The sequence below is a fragment of the Streptomyces sp. NPDC048277 genome, from assembly GCF_040652235.1.
Lineage (GTDB): Bacteria > Actinomycetota > Actinomycetes > Streptomycetales > Streptomycetaceae > Streptomyces.
This window is the reverse complement of record NZ_JBEZLQ010000003.1, coordinates 57713-77796: the sequence shown is the minus strand read 5'-3', so window position 1 is coordinate 77796 and position 20084 is coordinate 57713. Positions and strand designations below refer to the sequence as shown.

At 74.5% G+C, this 20084-nt stretch carries 3 protein-coding genes; all 3 read left to right on the top strand.

Going from position 1 to position 20084, the window contains the following annotated elements:
- Positions 1 to 9: 9 nt before the first annotated feature.
- Genes AB0D85_RS08085 through AB0D85_RS08075 form a run of 3 tightly spaced genes read left to right on the top strand, consistent with a single transcriptional unit; the run spans position 10 to position 20062 of the window.
- The gene (locus AB0D85_RS08085; RefSeq protein ID WP_362315404.1) at positions 10 to 5334 is read left to right on the top strand and encodes a type I polyketide synthase; all 5325 of its coding nucleotides are present in this window, start codon (positions 10 to 12) and stop codon (positions 5332 to 5334) included.
- Positions 5335 to 5342: 8 nt separating this feature from the next.
- Complete coding sequence (locus AB0D85_RS08080; RefSeq protein WP_362315401.1) at positions 5343 to 11801, top strand: type I polyketide synthase; 6459 nt, start codon at positions 5343 to 5345, stop codon at positions 11799 to 11801.
- Positions 11798 to 20062, top strand: a complete 8265-nt coding sequence (locus tag AB0D85_RS08075; RefSeq protein ID WP_362315398.1) for a type I polyketide synthase — start codon at positions 11798 to 11800, stop codon at positions 20060 to 20062. The genes AB0D85_RS08080 and AB0D85_RS08075 overlap by 4 nt, the downstream gene beginning before the upstream one ends.
- The last annotated feature ends 22 nt before the right edge of the window (positions 20063 to 20084 follow it).

Below are 20084 nucleotides of genomic sequence, written 5' to 3'. Positions count from 1 at the left end.
GGACCGCCCATGGCAGACGACAAGCTCCGTGACTACCTGAAGCGGGTCGTGGCCGACGCCCGGCGGCTGCAGAAGCGGGTGCGGGACCTGGAGGCCGAACGCACCGAGCCGATCGCCATCGTCGGCATGGCCTGCCGGCTGCCGGGCGGCGTCACATCGCCCGAGGACCTCTGGGACCTGGTGACGGCCGAACGGGACGGCATCAGCGGATTCCCCACGGACCGTGGCTGGGACCTCGACGCGCTGTTCCACGCCGACCCCGACCAGCCCGGCACCAGCTACGTGCGCGAGGGCGGCTTCCTGCACGACGCCGGTCGGTTCGACGCCGGGCTCTTCGGGATTTCGCCACGCGAGGCGTTGGCCATGGACCCACAGCAGCGGTTGATGCTGGAAGTGTCCTGGGAGGCGTTGGAACGCGCCGGTCTCGACCCGCGGTCGCTGAGCGGCGCGGACGTCGGAGTGTTCAGCGGCTACTGCGGGCACGACTACGGCACCGGCCTGCCCGAGGTACCGGATTCCCTGCAGGGTTTCATGATGACCTCCGACGCCGGCAGCGTTCTGTCCGGGCGGGTCGCCTATGTGCTGGGCCTGGAGGGGCCGGCCGTCACGATCGACACGGCGTGCTCGTCCTCGCTGGTGGCACTGCACCTGGCCGTGCAGGCCCTGCGGGACGGCGACTGCGCCATGGCGTTGGCCGGCGGGGTGACCGTGATGGCCACACCGCGGGCGTTCGTGGGCTTCGCCCGGCAGCGCGGGCTGGCCGCCGACGCCCGCTGCAAGGCGTTCGCGGCCGGCGCGGACGGCACCATCTTCGCCGAGGGCGTCGGCGTGCTGGTGGTGGAGCGGCTGTCCGACGCCCGCCGGTCGGGGCACAACGTCCTTGCGGTGGTGCGGGGTTCGGCCGTGAACCAGGACGGCGCGTCGAACGGGCTGACCGCACCGAGCGGTCCGTCGCAGCAGCGCGTGATCCGCCGGGCGCTGGCCGACGCACGTCTGTCCCCCTCGGACGTCGACGTGGTCGAGGCGCACGGCACCGGGACGGCACTGGGCGATCCCATCGAGGCACAGGCGATCCTGGCCACGTACGGACAGGACCGGGCCCGGCCGCTGCTGCTCGGCTCGGTGAAGTCCAACATCGGCCACGCACAGGGCGCCGCCGGCGTGGCCGGGGTCATGAAGATGGTGCTGGCCATGGGACACGGCATCGTGCCGCGAACCCTGCACGTGGACGAGCCCACGCCGCAGGTGGACTGGACGGCCGGCGCGGTGGAACTGGCCGTCGAGCAGCGTCCGTGGCCGGGGACCGGGCAGCCGCGCCGGGCCGCGGTGTCCGGCTTCGGGGTGAGCGGCACCAACGCACACGTGATCCTGGAGCAGGCACCGCCGATCGACGCCGGGAAACCGCCGGCCGACCTGGACGTGACTCCGCTGGTGCTCTCCGGGCACGGAAGCGAGGCGCTGCGGGCGCAGGCCGGCCGGCTGTCGGCGTTCCTGCGCGACTCGGCGGCGCCGACCGGCGAGGCGGCCCGGACACTGGCGTTCGGGCGGGCGGCGTTGCCGCAGCGCGCCGTGGTGCTGGCCCCGGGACGCGACGACGTGCTGTCCGCTCTGGACGCCCTGGCGCAGGGTGCCGACCATCCGGCCGTCGTGACCGGTGCCGTCGCCCGCGGCCGGCTGGCCATGGTGTTCCCCGGGCAGGGAGCGCAGCGGGCCGGCATGGGCCGCGCGCTGTACGAGCGGTATCCGGTGTTCCGGCAGACGTTCGACGAGATCTGCGTGGAGCTGGACCGGCAACTCGGCACGGACGTCCGGGACGTCGTGTTCGGCGACGCGGGGGAGCTGATCGAGCGGACGGTGTTCGCCCAGGCGTCGCTGTTCGCGCTGGGCGTCGGCCTGCTGCGGCTGTGGGAGTCGTTCGGCGTACGACCTGACGTGGTCGCCGGCCACTCGGTCGGGGAGATCGCCGCGGCGCACGCGGCCGGCGTGCTGTCCCTGGCCGACGCGATCACGCTGGTGGCGGCGCGCGGCCTGTTGATGGAGGCATTGCCGCCGGGCGGCGTGATGGTGTCGGTGCTCGCGCCGGAACAACGGGTGCGGGCGGCGCTGGTGCCCGGTGTGGACGTGGCGGCGGTCAACGGGCCGTCGTCGGTGGTGCTCTCCGGTGACGAGCACGCGGTGTCCCGGGTCGCGGACGAGCTGGCGGCCGCGGGTCACAAGACGAAGCGGCTCACCGTGTCGCACGCGTTCCATTCGGCGCTGATGGAGCCGATGCTGGCGGAGTTCCGGGCCGCGGTGTCCGGGCTGACCTTCGCGCCGCCGCAGCTGCCGTTCGTGTCGACGGTGACCGGCACGGTCATGGCGGAGTTCGACGCCGAGTACTGGGTGCGGCAGGTGCGGGACACCGTCCGGTTCGCCGACGGCGTCGGCGCACTGGCCGACTGCGAGGTGCGCACGGTGCTGGAACTGGGGCCGGACGGCGCGCTGTCGGCGCTGGGCCGGGACTGCTCGCCGGACGAGCGGATCGCCTTCGTGCCGAGTCTGCACCGCGACGGCGATGTCCTCAGGGCGCTCGCCGCCGGCCACGTGCGCGGCGTCGCCGTCGACTGGTCGCCGCTGCTCGGGGCCGGCCCGGTCCACACCGGCCTGCCGACCTATGCCTTCCAGCACGAGAACTTCTGGCTGTCCGGCGACCACAGCGGACAACCGACCACCGGGCACCCCCTGCTCGGCACCTTCGTCGACCTGCCCGACACCGGCGGCGCGGTGTTCACCTCCCGGCTCTCGCTGCGGTCGCAGCCGTGGCTGGCCGACCACGTCGTCGGCGGCGAAGTCCTGCTGCCCGGCGCCGCCATGGTCGACCTCGCGCTGCGGGCCGGCGACGAACTCGGCTGCGGCGCGGTCGAGGAACTGGTGATCGAGGCGCCGGTCGTGCTGCCCTTCGAGGGAGCGCTGGCGCTGCGCGTGAGCGTGGGGGAGGCCGACGACGACGGCCGTCGACCGGTCAGCGTGCACACCCGGCCGGACGTGGTCGGCGCGCCATGGACCCGGCACGCGCACGGCACCGTGCGGCAGCAGGCGGCGGCCCCGGACTTCTCGCTCGCGCAGTGGCCGCCGGACGGCGCGGTCGCCGCCGATCCCGCCGACCTGGCCGGCCTGTACGACGACCTGAGCAGCGTCGGATACCGCTACGGGCCGGTCTTCCAGGGCGTCCGTGCGGTCTGGACCCTCGACGACGCCGTGTACGCGGAGCTGTCGCTCCCGGCCGACCACCACGACCAGGCGGCGAAGTTCGGGCTCCACCCCGCCCTGCTCGACACCGCCCTGCACGCCGCAGCCTTCCTCGACCGCGCCGGCCTCTCGTCCCGGCGGACGACGCTGCCCTTCGCATGGCGCGACGTCGCCCTGTACGCGCCGGGGGCGACGATGCTCCGCGTCCGGGTCACGGCCGGCGGTCCCGACGTGCTGCGGCTGGATCTCGCCGACGGGGACGGTATACCGGTGGCGTCGATCGGCTCGCTGCTGTCGCGGCCGATCACCGGTCGGCTCGGCGCCGCCCGGGTGCGGGACAGCCTGTTCCGCGAGACCTGGCCCGTGCTGGAGCTCGCACCGGCCGCGCCGACCACGGTGGTCCCGGTGGCGACCGTCGCCGACGTACGGCGGCTGGACGGCGACGGGTTCGCCGGGCTGGCGGTGCCCGAATCCGGCGACGTCCGGGAGCTGACCGCCCAGGTCCTGGCCGTGCTCACCGAGTGGCTGGCGCTGCCGCTGACCGACTCGGCCCGCCTGATCGTGACGACGCGCGGCGCGGTCGCCGTCGACCCGGCCGACGTCCCCGATCCGGCCCAGGCCGCGGTGTGGGGCCTGGTCGGCTCCGCACAGACCGAGAACCCGGGCCGGATCGTGCTGGTCGACACCGACGGCCCGGTCGAGGCGTCGTCGGTGCTGGGTACGGACGAGACGCAGCTGGCGATCAGGGCCGGCCGCGCGCACCGCCGCCGCCTGATCCGCGCCGAGGCCGCGGAACCGCTGATGCGGGAGTCGGCCGGGACGGTGCTGATCACCGGTGGCAGCGGGTCGCTCGGCGGCATCGTCGCTCGCCATCTCGTCACCGAACACGGCGTGCGGCACGTGGTGCTGGCCGGCCGCCGGGGCGAGGCCGCCGACCTCGTCGCCGAGCTGGCCGCCCTCGGGGCCACGGCCCGCGCGGTGGCGTGTGACGTGGCGGATCGCGAGGCGACCGCGCGACTGCTGGCCACCATCGAGCCGCCGCTGACCACCGTCGTACACACCGCGGGTGTCCTGGACGACGGCATGGTCACGGCGATGACACCCGAGCGACTGGACACCGTACTGCGGCCCAAGGCCGACGCCGCCGTCATCCTGCGCGACCTCATGCCGGCGGCCGCGAAGCTGGTGTTGTTCTCCTCGGCCGCCGGCCTGTTCGGCAGCCCCGGCCAGGCCAACTACGCGGCGGCCAACTCCTTCCTGGACGCGTACGCCCGCCGGCAGCACGCCGCCGGCCGGCCGACCGTGTCCCTGGCCTGGGGCATGTGGGCGCAGCACGACGGCATGACGGCCGCGCTCGGCGACACCGACCGGGCCCGGCTGGCCCGTGGGGGCGCGGCGGCCCTGACCGCGGCGGAGGGCATGGCGCTGTTCGACGCGGCCCTGGGCGCTGCCGAACCCGTGCTGGTGCCGATGAAGGTGGACTTCGGGGCGCTGCGGGCACAGGCATCCGCAGGCACACTGCCCGGCCTGCTGCGCGACCTGGTGCCCCGGCCGCGAGGACGGACGGCACCGGCGGGCGACGACTTCGCCGCCCGCCTGGCCGCCGCCACCGCCGCCGACCGGCCGAAGCTGCTGCTGGACGTGGTGCGCCGGGAGGCCGCGTTGGTGCTGGGCCACGCCTCGCCGGCCGCGATCGCACCGGACCAGGTCTTCACCGACATCGGCTTCGACTCGCTGTCCGCGGTCGAGCTGCGGGACCGGCTGGCGGCACGCACCGGACTGCGGCTGCCGGCCTCCTTCACCTTCGACCACCCGACGCCGTCCGCGCTGGTCGAGTACCTGAGCGGCCGGCTCGGCGGCGGCCGGAACGACGACCGTGTGCTGGCCGAACTGGCCCGGCTGGAGTCGGCGGTGGCCGACGCCGGACCCGATGGCGCGGCCACCGGCCTCGTGCCGCGGCTGCGGGCGCTGCTGGCCCGGGTCGAGGCCGCCGCCGCGCCCGAGCCGTCCGGCGACGTGGCCGCCCGCCTGGAGTCGGCGTCCGTGGCCGACGTCCTGGCCTTCATCGACGACGAGTTCGGCCCGGAAGACCCCGAGGGAGAGTGACCAGAGCAGTGGACAGTCAGGACACGACCGGTGGCGACGAGCGTCTGGTCAAGTACCTCAAGCGGGTGACTGCCGACCTGCACCAGACCCGGCAGCGGCTGGCGCGGGTGACGGCGGAGCGTTCCGAGCCGATCGCCATCGTGGGCATGGCCTGTCGGCTGCCCGGCGGCGTCGCCTCGCCGGAGGACCTGTGGGACCTGGTCGCCGGCGGCCGGGACGCCATCACGGCGTTCCCGGACAACCGCGGCTGGGACCTGGACACCCTGTTCCATCCCGACCCGGACCACCCCGGCACCAGCTACGTGCGGGCCGGTGGCTTCCTGCACGACGCCGACCGGTTCGACCCCGGTTTCTTCGGGATCTCACCGCGCGAGGCGCTGGCGATGGACCCGCAGCAGCGGTTGATGCTGGAGGTCTCCTGGGAGGCGTTCGAGCGGGCCGGGATCGACCCGACGACGTTGCGCGGCCAGGCCGTCGGCGTCTACTGCGGCGCCCTCAACCAGGACTACGCGGCGCGGCTGGACACCGTGCCCGAGGGCGTGGAGGGCCACCTGGTGACCGGTGGTGCCGGCAGCGTGCTGTCCGGGCGCGTGTCGTACGTGCTGGGACTGGAGGGCCCGGCCGTCACGGTGGACACAGCCTGCTCGTCGTCGCTGGTGACGTTGCACCTGGCGGCGCAGGCACTGCGCGACGGCGAGTGCACGATGGCGCTGGCAGGTGGCGTGACCGTGATGTCCACCTCCTGGGCGTTCGTCGGGGTGTCCCGGCAACGCGGCATGGCCGAGGACGGGCGGTGCAAGTCCTTCTCCGGCGACGCCGACGGCACCGGTCTGGCCGAGGGCGCCGGCGTGCTGCTGCTGGAACGGCTGTCCGAGGCCGAGCGGCTGGGACATCCGGTCCTTGCGGTGGTACGAGGCTCCGCGGTGAACCAGGACGGCGCGTCGAACGGGCTGACCGCGCCGAGCGGGCCGTCACAGCAGCGCGTGATCCAGAAGGCGCTGGAGACGGCCGGGCTCGCACCGTCCGATGTGGACGCCGTGGAGGCGCACGGCACCGGCACCGCGTTGGGCGACCCGATCGAGGCGCAGGCCCTGCTGGCCACCTACGGCCAGGGCCGGCCGGCGGACCGCCCGCTGTGGCTGGGGTCGTTGAAGTCCAACATCGGCCACACACAGGCCGCCGCCGGCGTCGCCGGTGTGATCAAGATGGTGCAGGCGATCCGGCACGCGCAGCTGCCGCCGACGCTGAACGTCACCGAACCGACCGGGCAGGTCGACTGGTCGACCGGCGCGGTGGAGCTGCTGACCGCCGGCCGGGACTGGCCCGAGGCGGCCGGGCCACGCCGCGGGGCGGTGTCCGGATTCGGGGTCAGCGGCACCAACGCGCACGTGATCATCGAGCAGGCGCCGCCGGTTGCCGACCCCGTCGGGGCCGCCCTCGACGAGACGTCCGTCGGCGGCGGCATCGCGCCTCTGGTGGTGACCGGCCAGGGCACGGCCGGACGCGCCGCCCAGGCCCGGCAGCTGGCCGCTCTGCTGGCCGACCGGCCGGAGACTGCGGTCGGCGATGTCGCCCATGCGCTGGTCCGGAACCGCGCGGTGCTCCCGGACCGGGCCGTGGTGCTCGCCGCGGACGCCGTGGACGGGCTCACCGCGCTGGCCGACGACCGGTCCGCCGCCGGCGTCGTCCGCGGCGAGGGACCGCTCGTCACCGGCGAAGTGGCGTTCGTCTTCCCCGGGCAGGGCTCGCAGTGGCTGGGCATGGCCGCCGAACTCTTCGAGTCCTCGCCGGTGTTCGCCGCCGCCATGACGGAATGCGACGAGGTGCTGCGCGACTACGTGGACTGGTCGGTGATCGACGTGATCCGCCAGGATCCGGCCGCTCCCGACCCGACCCGCATCGAGGTCGTGCAGCCGTCGCTGTTCTCCGTGCACGTGTCGCTGGCCGCCCTGTGGCAGCACGTCGGCGTGCGGCCGGCCGCGGTGGTCGGGCACAGCCAGGGCGAGATCGCCGCCGCCGTCGTGTCCGGCGCGCTGTCGCTGTCCGACGGCGCCCGCGTCATCGTGGCCCGCAGCGCCCTGCTGGCCGAGGAACTGCTCGGCAAGGGCGCGATGGCATGGATCGGCACCTCCGCGGCCGACGTCGAGGCCCGGCTGGCGCAGTGGGCCGACCGGGTGTCCGTCGCCGGCCGCAACTCGCCCCGGGCGGTCACCGTGGTCGGCGAGACCGAGGCGCTGCACGAGCTCGTCGCCGCCTGCCAGGCCGACGGCATCCGCACCCAGATCGTCGGCTCGTCGGTGGCGTCGCACTGCGCGCAGATCGAACCGCTGCGTGACCGGCTGCTGGCGATGTTCGCCGACGTCACTCCGAGGGCCGCACGGGTGCCGTTCTACTCGTCGGTCAGCGGCACGAAGATCGACACCACCGGCATGGACGCGGAGTACTGGTACCGCAACGCCCGCGAGCCGGTCGACCTGGAAACGGCCGTACGCAACCTGATCGCCGACGGCTACGCGTTCTTCGTGGAGCTCAGCGCGCATCCCGTGCTCACCGTGCCGGTGCAGGAGACCGCGGAGGCGGTCGGCGCGGACATCGTCGCCGTCGGCTCGCTGCGCCGCGACGACGGCGGCCCCCGACGGTTCCTCACCTCCATGGCCGAAGGCTTCGTGCGCGGCCTGCCGGTGGACTGGTCCACGCTGTTCGACGCCGACCGCCCGGCGCATGTCGAGCTGCCGACCTACCCGTTCCAGCAGCAGCGTTACTGGCTGGCCACCAGCGACACGACCGGCGATGCCGGTGGCCTCGGCCTCAGCGGCGCCGAGCACCCGTTGCTGGGAGCGGTGGCCGAGCTGCCCGAGTCCGGCGGGGTGCTGGTGACATCGAGGCTGTCGCTGCGGTCGCAGCCGTGGCTGGCGGATCACGCCGCGGCGGGCACGGTGTTGCTGCCCGGCGCGGCATTTGTGGAGTTGGTGGTGCGCGCCGGCGACGAGGTGGAGTGCGGCGCCGTCGAGGAACTGATCGTGGAGACCCCGCTGGCACTGCCGCCGACCGGCGCGGTGCAGCTGCGGATCACCATCGGTGAGGCGGACGACTCCGGGTTCCGGCCGGTGAACGTGTACGCCCGTGCCGAGGACGCCGGCCCCGGTGCGCCGTGGACCCGGCACGTGCACGGCACCCTGACGGCTTCCCCGCCGGCCGCCGACTTCTCGTTCACACACTGGCCGCCCACCGGGGCGACCCAGGTCGACGAGGACCGCCTGGCCGGCTTCTACGACCGGCTGGCAGCCGCCGGATTCGGCTACGGCCCGGCGTTCCGCGGCCTGCGCGCCGTCTGGCTGGCCGGTGACGACATCTATGCCGAGGTCGAGTTGCCCGAGGAACAGCAGGCCGACGCCGCGCGGTTCGGGCTGCACCCGGCGCTGCTGGACGCGGCCCTGCACGCCGGAGTGTTCGCCGCCGGCGACGAGCCGAAGCTGGCACTGCCGTTCGCCTACCGGGGCGTGGCCCTGCACGCGAACGGTGCGTCGGCGCTGCGGGTGCGCATCAGCCCCGCCGGCGCCGACTCGATCCGCGTACAGGCGGCGGACGGCTCCGGGGCCCCGGTGGCATCGGTGTCCTCGCTGCTGTCGAGGGTGGTGGAACCGGCCCGGCTCGGTGGCGGCCCAACCGGTGACCAGGTGTTCCTGGTCGACTGGGAGGAGTACGCCCCGGCCGCCACCGCGGCGACCCGGCCCACCCCGGTGACGGCCACCGCGGACCTGACCGCGCTGACCGGCGGCGACGTGCTGCTCTACGACGTGCCCACGGCGCCCGGCACCGCGGCCGAGGCGGCTCGCGACCTCACCACCCGGGTACTGGCGGTGCTGCAGACGTGGCTGGCCAACCCGGCGTTGGCCGACAGCCGTCTGGTGGTCCGCACGAGCCGGGGTGTGAAGATCCGGGACGGCGAGACGCCGGATCCGGCGGTGGCGGCGGTGTGGGGCCTGGTCGGCGCCGCGCAGTCGGAGCACCCGGGCCGGATCGTGCTGGTCGACTCCGACGGCTCGCCGGCGTCGGACTCCGTGCTGCCGACTCTCCTGGACGTGGACGAACCGCAGTTCGCCGTGCGGGACGGGGCGTGCTTCCTGCGCCGCCTGATCCGCGCCGACGCCGCCGGCACCCTGGTCCCGCCGGCAGGCGAGCCGACCTGGCGGCTGGACACCCGCGCCATGGGCACGCTGGAAGGCCTCGCGCTGGTGCCCGCGCCGGAGGCCGCGCGCCCGCTGGAGGAGGGCCAGGTGCGGGTGGCGGTCCGCGCCGCCGGCATGAACTTCCGTGACGTGCTGATGGCGCTGGGGATGTTCCCCGGCACGATCGACATCTGCCACGAAGGCTCCGGTGTGGTCACCGAGGTCGGCCCCGGCGTGGACGACCTCGCCCCCGGCGACCGGGTGATGGGCGTGTTCCCGGGGGCGGGCGGTCCGGTCGCGGTGGCCGAGCGGTTCGCGCTGGCCCGGATGCCCGCCGGCTGGACCTTCGAACAGGCCGCCGCGGTGCCGGCCGTCTACCTGACGGCGTACTACGCGTTCAAGGACCTGATCGACCTGCGCCCCGGCCAGTCGGTGCTGGTGCACGCCGCCGCCGGCGGCGTCGGCATGGCCGCGGTCCAGCTGGCCCACCACTTCGGCGCGGAGGTCTACGGCACCGCCAGTCCGGGCAAGTGGCCGGCTGCGCTCGCGGCCGGCGTGCCTGCGGGCCGCCTGGCCAACTCCCGCACCCTGGACTTCGAGCAGCAGTTCCTGGACATGACCGACGGCCGGGGCTTCGACGTGGTGCTGGACGCACTCACCGGCGAGTTCGTGGACGCCTCGCTACGACTGCTGCCCCGCGGCGGCCGGTTCCTGGAGATGGGCAAGAACGACGCCCGCGACCCGGAGGCCGTCGCCGCACGGTATCCGGGTGTGACGTACCGGGTCTTCGACATCGCGGAGGCCCGCGGCGCCCGTCTGCGGCAGCTGCTGGAGGAACTGCTGGAGCTGTTCGACCGGGGCGTGCTCACGCCGCTGCCGGTGACCACGTGGGACATCCGGCAGGCGCCGGCCGCCTTCCGGCACATGGCGCAGGCCCTGCACGTCGGCAAGAACGTGTTCACGGTGCCGAGGGACCTCGACCCCGACGGCACGGTCCTGGTCACCGGCGGCACCGGCACCCTGGGCACGATGCTGGCCCGGCACCTGGTCCGCGTGCACGGCGTGCGCAACCTGGTGCTGACCGGCCGGCGCGGACCGCAGGCCGCGGGAGCCGCCGAGCTGCGGGCGGAGCTGACCGAGCTCGGCGCGCGGGTGCGGATCGTGGCATGCGACAGCGCCGACCGGTCGGCGCTGGCCGAGGTGCTGGCGTCGATCCCCGAGAAGGCCCCGCTGACGGCGGTGCTGCACGCGGCCGTCGTACTCGATGACGGGGTGGTGATGTCGCTGACGCCGGAGCGGCTGGCCGACGTGCTGCGGCCGAAGATCGATGCGGCGGTCCACCTGCACGAGCTGACCAAGGACCTGGACCTGGCCGCCTTCGTGCTGTTCTCCTCCGGGGCCGGCGTCTTCGGCAACGCCGGCCAGGGCAACTACGCGGCGGCCAACGCCTTCCTGGACGCGTTCGCCGAGTGGCGGCGCGCCCAGGGGCTGCCGGCCGTGTCGCTGGCCTGGGGTCTGTGGGCGCAGAGTGTGTCCGCCGGCGCGGCAGCGCACCTCGGCGAGGTCGACCACAGGCGGATGGCCCGCGGTGGCGTCACCGGCCTGTCGGCCGAGGAGGGCATGGCGCTGTTCGACGCCACCCTGCACGCGCCGCAGTCCGTGGTGCTGCCGATGAAACTCGACTTCGCGGCGCTGCGGGCCGAGGCGGCGGACGGCTCTGTGCCGCCGCTGCTGCGTCGCCTCGTCCGACAGGGCCGGCGGACCGCGCAGTCCGGAGGCGGGGCGGACGCACTGGCCGAGCGGCTGGCCCGGGCCGGCGCCGCGGACCGGGAGCAGATCCTGCTCGACCTGGTGCGCCAGGAGGCGGCGGCTGTGCTCGGCCACTCCTCGGCCGCGACAGTGCGGCCCGACCTGGCGTTCAAGGAGGTCGGCTTCGACTCGCTGACATCGGTGGAGCTGCGCAACCGGCTGGCCAACCGGAGCGGCGTCCGGCTGCCGGCGACGCTGACCTTCGACAACCCGACGCCGACGGCACTGGCCCGCTACCTGCGGTCGGTGCTGTGTCCGGACGGGGAGCCCGCGCCGGACGGCGACGGGACCGGGGTGGCGGAGGCGGACCTGCGCCGGGTGCTGGCGACGGCTCCGCTGGACCGGCTGCGGGAGCTGGGCGTGCTCGACGCCGTCCGGCCGCTGCTGGGCGAGGTGGCCGAGGAACCGGTGGGCGGTGCCGCCGAGGCACTCGCCGGCATGGACGTGGACGACCTGGTGGCCAGGGCGATGAGCAAGGCGGGGAAATGACACAGACGACGGACGCCAAGGTCGTGGAGGCGCTGCGGGCCTCCCTGATCGAGAACGACCGGCTGGAACGGGAGAACCTGCGCATCCGCGCCGCGAGCACCGCCCCGATCGCGATCGTGGGCATGGCCTGCCGGCTGCCCGGCGGCGTCGGCTCGCCGGAACAGCTGTGGGAGATGGTCGCCGGCGGCGGGGAGGGGATCTCGGAGTTCCCCACCGACCGCGGCTGGGACCTGGAGAACCTGTTCCATCCGGACCCGGAACACCCAGGCACCAGTTACGCGCGGGCCGGCGGCTTCCTGCACGAGGCGGGCGAGTTCGACGCCGCGTTCTTCGGGATATCGCCGCGCGAGGCGTTGGCCATGGACCCGCAGCAGCGCCTGATGCTGGAGATCTCCTGGGAGGCGTTCGAGCACGCCGGCGTCGACCCGTTGTCCCTGCGGGGCTCCGATGTCGGCGTGTTCACCGGCGTCACCCACCACAGCTACGCCGGCGGGCTCCAGCCGGTGCCCGAGGAACTGGAATCGGTGATGGGCACCGGGGTCTCCGCGAGTGTGCTGTCCGGGCGGGTGTCCTATGTGCTGGGGTTCGAGGGGCCGTCGGTTGCGGTGGACACGGCGTGTTCGTCGTCGTTGGTCGCCTTGCATCTGGCGGTGCAGGCGCTGCGCAACGGCGAGTGCTCGATGGCGCTGGCCGGTGGTGTGACCGTGATGCCGAACCCAGGGGTGTTCGTCGGCTTCTCCCGGATGCGCGGCATGTCCGAGGACGGCCGGTGCAAGTCCTTCGCGGCGGCGGCCGACGGCGCCGGGTGGTCCGAAGGCGCGGGCGTGCTGCTCGTGGAGCGGCTCTCCGACGCCGAGCGGCTCGGCCACCGCGTGCTGGCCGTCGTTCGCGGCACGGCGGTGAACCAGGACGGCGCCTCCAACGGCCTGACCGCACCGAGCGGCCCGTCCCAGCAGCGGGTGATCCGCCAGGCGCTGGCCAACGCCCGGCTCTCCACTGCGGACATCGACGCGGTCGAGGCACATGGCACCGGCACGGTGCTGGGCGATCCGATCGAGGCGCAGGCCCTGATCGCCACCTACGGCCAGGGCCGGGAACGGCCGTTGTGGTTGGGGTCGTTGAAGTCGAACATCGGTCACGCCCAGGCGGCGGCCGGTGTCGCCGGCGTGATCAAAATGGTGCTGGCGTTGCAGCACGGCGTGCTGCCGCAGACCCTGCACGTCGATGCACCGACGCCCGAGGTTGACTGGTCGGCGGGCGCGGTGGAGTTGCTGACCGCGCAACGGGACTGGCCGGCGGCGGACCGGCCGCGCCGGGCCGGCATCTCCGGCTTCGGCGTGAGCGGCACCAACGCCCACGTGATCATCGAGGAACCGCCGGCGGCCGAAGCGGCTTCGGTGCCGGGGCCACCGGTGCTGACCGGCGCGCACGTCCCGCTGGTGCTGTCCGGGCGCGGCGGCGCCGGCCTCGCCGGCCAGGCCGAACGGCTCCACACCTTTCTGGCCGACCGGCCGGGCCTGGACCTGACCGAGGTGGCCCGCGCACTGGCCACGACCCGCGCCGCGCTGCCGAACCGGGCCGTCGTGCTGGCCACCGACCACGCCGACGCGCTGGTCCGGCTGCGGGCGCTGGCGGCCGGCGAACCGACTCCGAACGTGGTCACCGGGCGCGCCGACGCCACCGAGCGGGTCGTGTTCGTGTTCCCGGGCCAGGGGTCGCAGTGGATCGGCATGGGCACGGCGCTGCTGGCCGAATCGCCGGTGTTCGCCGATCGGATGCGGGACTGCGCCGAGGCGCTGGACCCGGTGACCGGCTGGTCCCTGCTCGACGTCCTCGCCGGCGCACCCGGCGCGCCTTCCCTGGACCGGGTGGACGTCGTGCAGCCGGCGTCGTTCGCGATGATGGTGTCGCTGGCCGCGCTCTGGCGGGCCGCCGGCGTGACGCCGGCCGCCGTCGTCGGTCACTCGCAGGGGGAGATCGCCGCCGCCTGCGTCGCCGGCGGCCTGTCCCTGGCCGACGCCGCCAGGGTGGTGGCGTTGCGCAGCAAGGCGATCGCCGCCGGACTGTCCGGCCGGGGCGGCATGGTGTCGCTCGGCACGCCCGTCGACGAGGCCCGCGCTCTGATCGGACGCTGGGCGGGCCGGATCGAGCTGGCCGCCGTGAACGGCCCCGCCTCGACCGTGGTCGCCGGTGAGCCGGCGGCGTTGACCGAGCTGATCGAGGAAGCCGAGCGCGCTGGGCTGCGCGCCCGCCGTATCGACGTGGACTACGCCTCGCACACCGCGCAGGTGGAGGCGATCGAGGCGGAGCTGGCCCGGTCGCTGGCCGGGCTGCGGCCGACGACGTCTCAGATCCCGTTCTACTCCACGCTGTACGCCGACCGGCTGGACACCGCCGCACTCGACGGCGACTACTGGTACGGCAATCTGCGCGGCACCGTCCAGTTCGAAGCCGTCACACGCAGGCTGATCGACGACGGCATGGGCGCGTTCGTCGAGGTCAGTCCCCATCCGGTGCTGGTGCCCGCCGTCGAGGAGACCGCCCAGCAGGCCGGCGTCACCGTGACGGCGACCGGCACGCTGCGCCGGGACGAGGGCGGCGCCCAGCGGGTGCTGACCGCGATGGCGGCGCTGCACGCCGCCGCGGCCGCCGTGGACTGGGGCACGGTGCTGGGCGGTGGTCCGGCGCAGCCGATCGGGCTGCCCACCTACAACTTCCGCCACCGGCACTTCTGGCTCGCCGGCAACTACCAGGTCGCCGGCGCCTCCCGGAACACCGTCCACCTGCCGGCCGAGCCGGTGGACACCGACGGCCTCGCGGCGCGCCTGGCCGCGGTCAGCCCCGCCCAGCGGCGGGCCGTGCTGCTCGACCTCGTCCGCGCGGAGACGGCGGTGGTGCTGGGCCACGAGACCCTCGACGCCGTGGAGCCCGACCTGGCGTTCAACCAGATCGGCTTCGACTCCACGACCGCGGTCGAGCTGCGCAACCGACTGGCCGCCCGCAGCGGCACGGAGCTGCCGGTGACCCTGCTGTTCGACTACCCGACTCCGGAGGGCCTGGCCGACCACCTGCTGGAGCGGCTGGCCGACGACCTGCCGACGACCACCGCCGTCACCGCAGCCACGGCCGGCACCGCCGGCGCGGTCCGCAACGACGAGCCGATCGCGATCGTGGGCATGGCCTGCAGGCTGCCCGGCGGCGTCGAGTCGCCGGAGCAACTGTGGGACCTGGTGCTCGACGGCCGGGAGGGAATCAGCGGGTTCCCCACCGACCGCGGCTGGGACCTGGACAACCTGTTCCACCCCGATCCCGACCACCCCGGCACCAGCTACAGCCGGCACGGCGGCTTCGTGCACGACGCGGGGCAGTTCGACGCCGACTTCTTCGGGATCTCACCGCGCGAGGCGTTGGCCATGGATCCGCAGCAGCGCCTGATGCTGGAGATCTCGTGGGAGGCGATGGAACGCGGCGGCCTCGACCCGGCCGACCTGCGCGGCAAGGACGTCGGCGTCTTCACCGGCGTCACCTACCACAACTATGCCGCTGACGTGCGGAACGTTCCCGAGGAGCTGGAGGGGATCCTGGCGTTCGGCACCTCCGCCAGCGTGCTGTCCGGGCGGGTGTCGTACACGTTGGGGTTCGAGGGGCCGTCGGTGGCGGTGGACACGGCGTGTTCGTCGTCGTTGGTGGCCCTGCATCTGGCGGTGCAGGCGCTGCGCAACGGCGAGTGTTCGATGGCACTGGCCGGCGGTGTCACGGTCATGACCACGCCCGGTATCTTCGTCGGCTTCTCCCGGCAACGCGGCATGTCCGCGGACGGCCGCTGCAAGTCGTTCGCCGCTTCCGCGGACGGCACCGGCTGGTCGGAAGGCGCCGGCGTGCTCATGGTGGAGCGACTGTCGGACGCCGAGCGGCTGGGCCACCGCGTGCTGGCCGTCGTTCGGGGCACCGCGGTCAACCAGGACGGCGCGTCCAACGGCCTGACCGCACCGAACGGTCCGTCGCAGCAGCGGGTGATCCGGCGCGCGCTGGCCGATGCCCGGCTGTCCGCTTCCGACGTCGACGCGGTCGAGGCGCACGGCACCGGTACCGTGTTGGGCGATCCCATCGAGGCACAGGCGATCCTGGCCACGTACGGTCAGGGCCGGGAACGGCCGCTGTGGTTGGGGTCGTTGAAGTCGAACATCGGTCACGCCCAGGCGGCGGCCGGTGTCGCCGGCGTGATCAAGACGGTGATGGCGCTGCGGCACGGCGTGCTGCCCCGAACCCTGCACGTGGACGAGCCGACGCCACAGGTGGACTGGTCGGCGGGCGCCGTGGAGCTGCTGACCTCCCGACAGGACTGGCCGGAGCTGGACCGGCCGCGCCGCGCCGGTGTGTCGGCGTTCGGGGTCAGCGGCACCAACGCCCACGTGATCCTCGAACAGGCCGACACCCTGCCGCCGGCGAAGGTGACGCTGCTCGACGCCGAACTCCCGGTCCCGCTGCTGGTGTCGGCGCGCGGGAAGGCCGCCCTGGCCGCGCAGGCGCGACGCCTTGCGGCCTGGCTGGACGCCGAGCCGGACCTCGAGTCGCCGGCGGTGGCCCGCGCGCTGGCCGCCAACCGGACCGCCCTGCCGGACCGGGCTGTCGTGCTGGCCGCCGACCGGGCCGCCGCCGTGGCCGGGCTGCGCACCCTGGGCGACGGCGTCGTGGTGGGCAACGCCTCCGGGGCCGGCCGCCTGGCCATGGTCTTCCCGGGCCAGGGCAGCCAGCGGGTGGGCATGGGCCGCGAGCTGTTCAGCCGGTTCCCGGTGTTCCGGGACGCCTTCGAGGAGGCCTGCGCCGAACTGGACCGGCATCTCCGCGGTCATGTCTCGCACGCGGTGCGGGACACCGTGCTCGGCGAGTCCCCGGCGGCGGCCAGGAACCTCCGGGAGACCGTCTATGCCCAGGCCGGACTGTTCGCCCTGGGCGTCGGCCTGTTCCGCCTGTGGGAGTCGTGGGGCGTGCGGCCCGACATCGTGGCCGGGCACTCCGTCGGCGAGGTCGTCGCCGCGCATGTGGCGGGGGTGTTCACGCTGCCGGACGCGGCGGCGCTGGTGGCCGCCCGCGGCCGGTTGATGCAGGCACTTCCGGACGGCGGCGCGATGGTGTCCGTGGCGGCGAGCGAGCACCGGGTCCGGCCGCTGCTCGGGCCGGGTGTCGACATCGCCGCCGTGAACGGTCCGGCGTCGGTGGTGCTGTCCGGCGACGAGGACGCGGTGCTGGCCGTCGCCGCGGCGTTGGCGGCGGACGGCGTCCGCACCAAGCGGCTGGAGGCCGGCCGCGCCTTCCACTCGGCGCGGATGGAGGACATGCTCGCCGACTTCCGGGCCGTGCTGGCCACCCTGACGTACCACGAGCCGCAGTTGCCCGTGGTGTCCGACGTGACCGGCCGGATCGCGACCGCCGGCCGGCTGACCTCGCCCGACTACTGGGTGGAGCACGTCCGGGCCACGGTCAGGTTCGCCGACTGCGTGGACGCCTTGGCCGGACACGGCGTGCGGACGGTGCTGGAGCTGGGGCCGGACGGCACGGTGTCCGCGATGGGCCGGGCCTGCCTCGACGACGGCGGCCGGGTCGCGTTCGTACCGAGCCTGCGCCGGGACGAGGGCGAGGGGCGGTCGATCTTCACCGCGCTGGCCACCGCCCACACACGCGGCGTGCCGGTGGACTGGTCGACGTGGCTGGACGGCCCGACCGCGCCACCGGTCGAACTGCCCACCTACGCGTTCCAGCACGAGCACTACTGGCTCCTCGACACCGGCCGGCCGGTGGACGTCGCGTCGGCCGGGCTGGCCGACGCCGACCATCCGCTGCTCGGGGCGATGGTGGAGCTGCCCGGCTCCGGCGGCGTCGTGTTCACGTCGACGCTGTCCCTGCGGAGACAGCCGTGGCTGGCCGACCACGTCGCCGCCGGGACGGCCCTGCTGCCGGGCGCCGCGTTCGTGGAACTGGCGATCCGGGCCGGCGACGAGGTCGGCTGCGGCGTCGTCGACGAGCTGGTGTTCGAGGCTCCGCTGCTGCTGACCGATCGGGACGTGCACCTCCAGGTACAGGTGGGGGAGCCGGACGGGGACGGCCGGCGCACGGTGGCGGTGCACGGCCGTGCCGTCGATGCCGGGCCCGGTGCCGCCTGGACCAGGCACGTCGGCGGCACCCTCGCGCCGCCGCTCGCGCCGGCCGTCTTCTCCCTGGCCCAGTGGCCACCGGCCGGCGCGGAGCCGGTCGACGCCGACCGGATCGCCCGCCTCTACGGGGACCTCGCGGGTGCCGGGTACCGCTACGGGCCGTCGTTCCAGGGCCTGCGGGCGGCATGGACACTCGGCGACACGGTGTACGCCGAGGTGGCGCTGCCGGACGGGCCACGGGCCGACGCGGCGCGATTCGGCCTGCACCCGGCGCTGCTCGACGCCGCCCTGCACGCGTCGGCGTTCCGGGACCGCGACGCTGATGTGCCTCTGCTGCTGCCGTTCGCCTACCGGGGCATGGAACTCCACGCCGGCGGTGCGTCGACGCTGCGGGTGTGCATCGCCCCGGATACCGAGAACGCGATCACCGTGCAGTTGGCCGACGCCACCGGTGCCCCGGTCGCCTCCGTACGGTCGCTGGTCTCCCGACCGGTCGACCCCGAGCAGCTCGCCGCCGGCCCGGTCGCCGACCGGGTGTTCCTCGACGGCTGGACGGAGGTCCCGGCGCCGGCCGACCGCCCGGCCGTCTCCCCGATCCCGGTGTCCACCGTGGAAGAAGTGCGGAGCCGGGCCGAGGAGGGGAGCCAGGACGGGACCGGCACGCTGCTGCTCGACGTGCCCGTCGGCGACGTCCGGGAGGTCACCGAACACGTGCTCGCGATCCTGCGGGCGGTGCTGACGGAACCGGCCCTGGAGAGCACCCGCCTGGTTGTGTGGACCGACGGCGCCGTCGCCACGGAGCAGCCCGATCCGGCGCAGGCGGCGGTGTGGGGTCTGGTCGGCTCCGCGCAGGCCGAGAACCCCGGCCGGATCCTCCTCGTCGACAGCGGGCAACCGGTGAACGCGGTGCTGCCGGCGCTGATCGACGCAGACGAGCCGCAGGTGGCCGTCCGCGGCGACCGGGTGCTGGCCCGCCGGGTACGGCGCGCCGATGCCACCGCGGCGCAGGCCCACCCGATCGACCCCGCCGGCACGGTGCTGATCACCGGCGGCACCGGCGCGCTCGGCTCGGCGGTCGCCCGGCACCTGGTCGCCGTGCACGGGGTACGCAGCCTCGTACTGGCCGGCCGGCGCGGCCCCGACGCCGACCGGGCCACGGACCTGACGGCGGAGCTGACCGCGCTCGGCGCGAAGGTCCGCATCGCCGCCTGCGACGTGGCCGACCGGGACCAGCTGGCCGCGCTGCTGGCGTCGGTCCCGGACGATGCGCCGCTCACCGCCGTCGTGCACACGGCCGCCGTGCTCGACGACGGCGTCACCACGGCCATGACGCCCGAGCGCCTGGACACCGTGTTCCGGCCGAAGATCGACGCCGCGGTGAACCTCCACGAGCTGACCCGGGACCTGAACCTCACGGCGTTCGTGCTGTTCTCCTCCGGCGCGGGCGTGTTCGGAAATCCGGGCCAGGGCAACTACGCCGCCGCCAACTCCTACCTCGACGCGCTGGCGTTGCGCCGGCGGGCCGAGGGACTTCCGGCGGTGTCGATGGCCTGGGGCCTGTGGACGCAGACCGACGGTATGACGGCCGGTCTCAGCGACGTCGACCGCCATCGACTCGGCCGGGGCGGCGCGACGGGGCTCAGCCCCGAGGAGGGCCTGGCCCTGTTCGACGTGGCCCTGCGGCTGGACGAACCCGTGGTACTTCCGATGCGCCTGGACTTCGCCACCCTGGCCGACCGGGCGGCCGCCGGCCAGGTCGCGCCCGTGCTGCGGGGCCTGGTGCGCCGCCCCCGCCGGGCCGCCGGCGCCGAGGCGGACACCGAGACGTTCGCGGCGCGCCTGGCCGCCGCGACGGAACCGGAACAGGACGAGATCCTCCTCGAGCTGGTGCGCGCCGAGGCGGCCCAGGTGCTGGGCCACTCCTCGCCGACGGCCCTTGACCCGGAGCTGGTGTTCACCGACATCGGCTTCGACTCACTGACCGCGGTGGAACTCCGGGACCGGTTGGCGGCGCGCACCGGACTGCGGCTGCCGGCGACGTTCGTCTTCGACCATCCGACGCTACGGCTGCTCGGCGAGCAGTTGCGGCACGAACTGGCGTCCCGGTGACCGGGCGACCTGACAGAGGGGA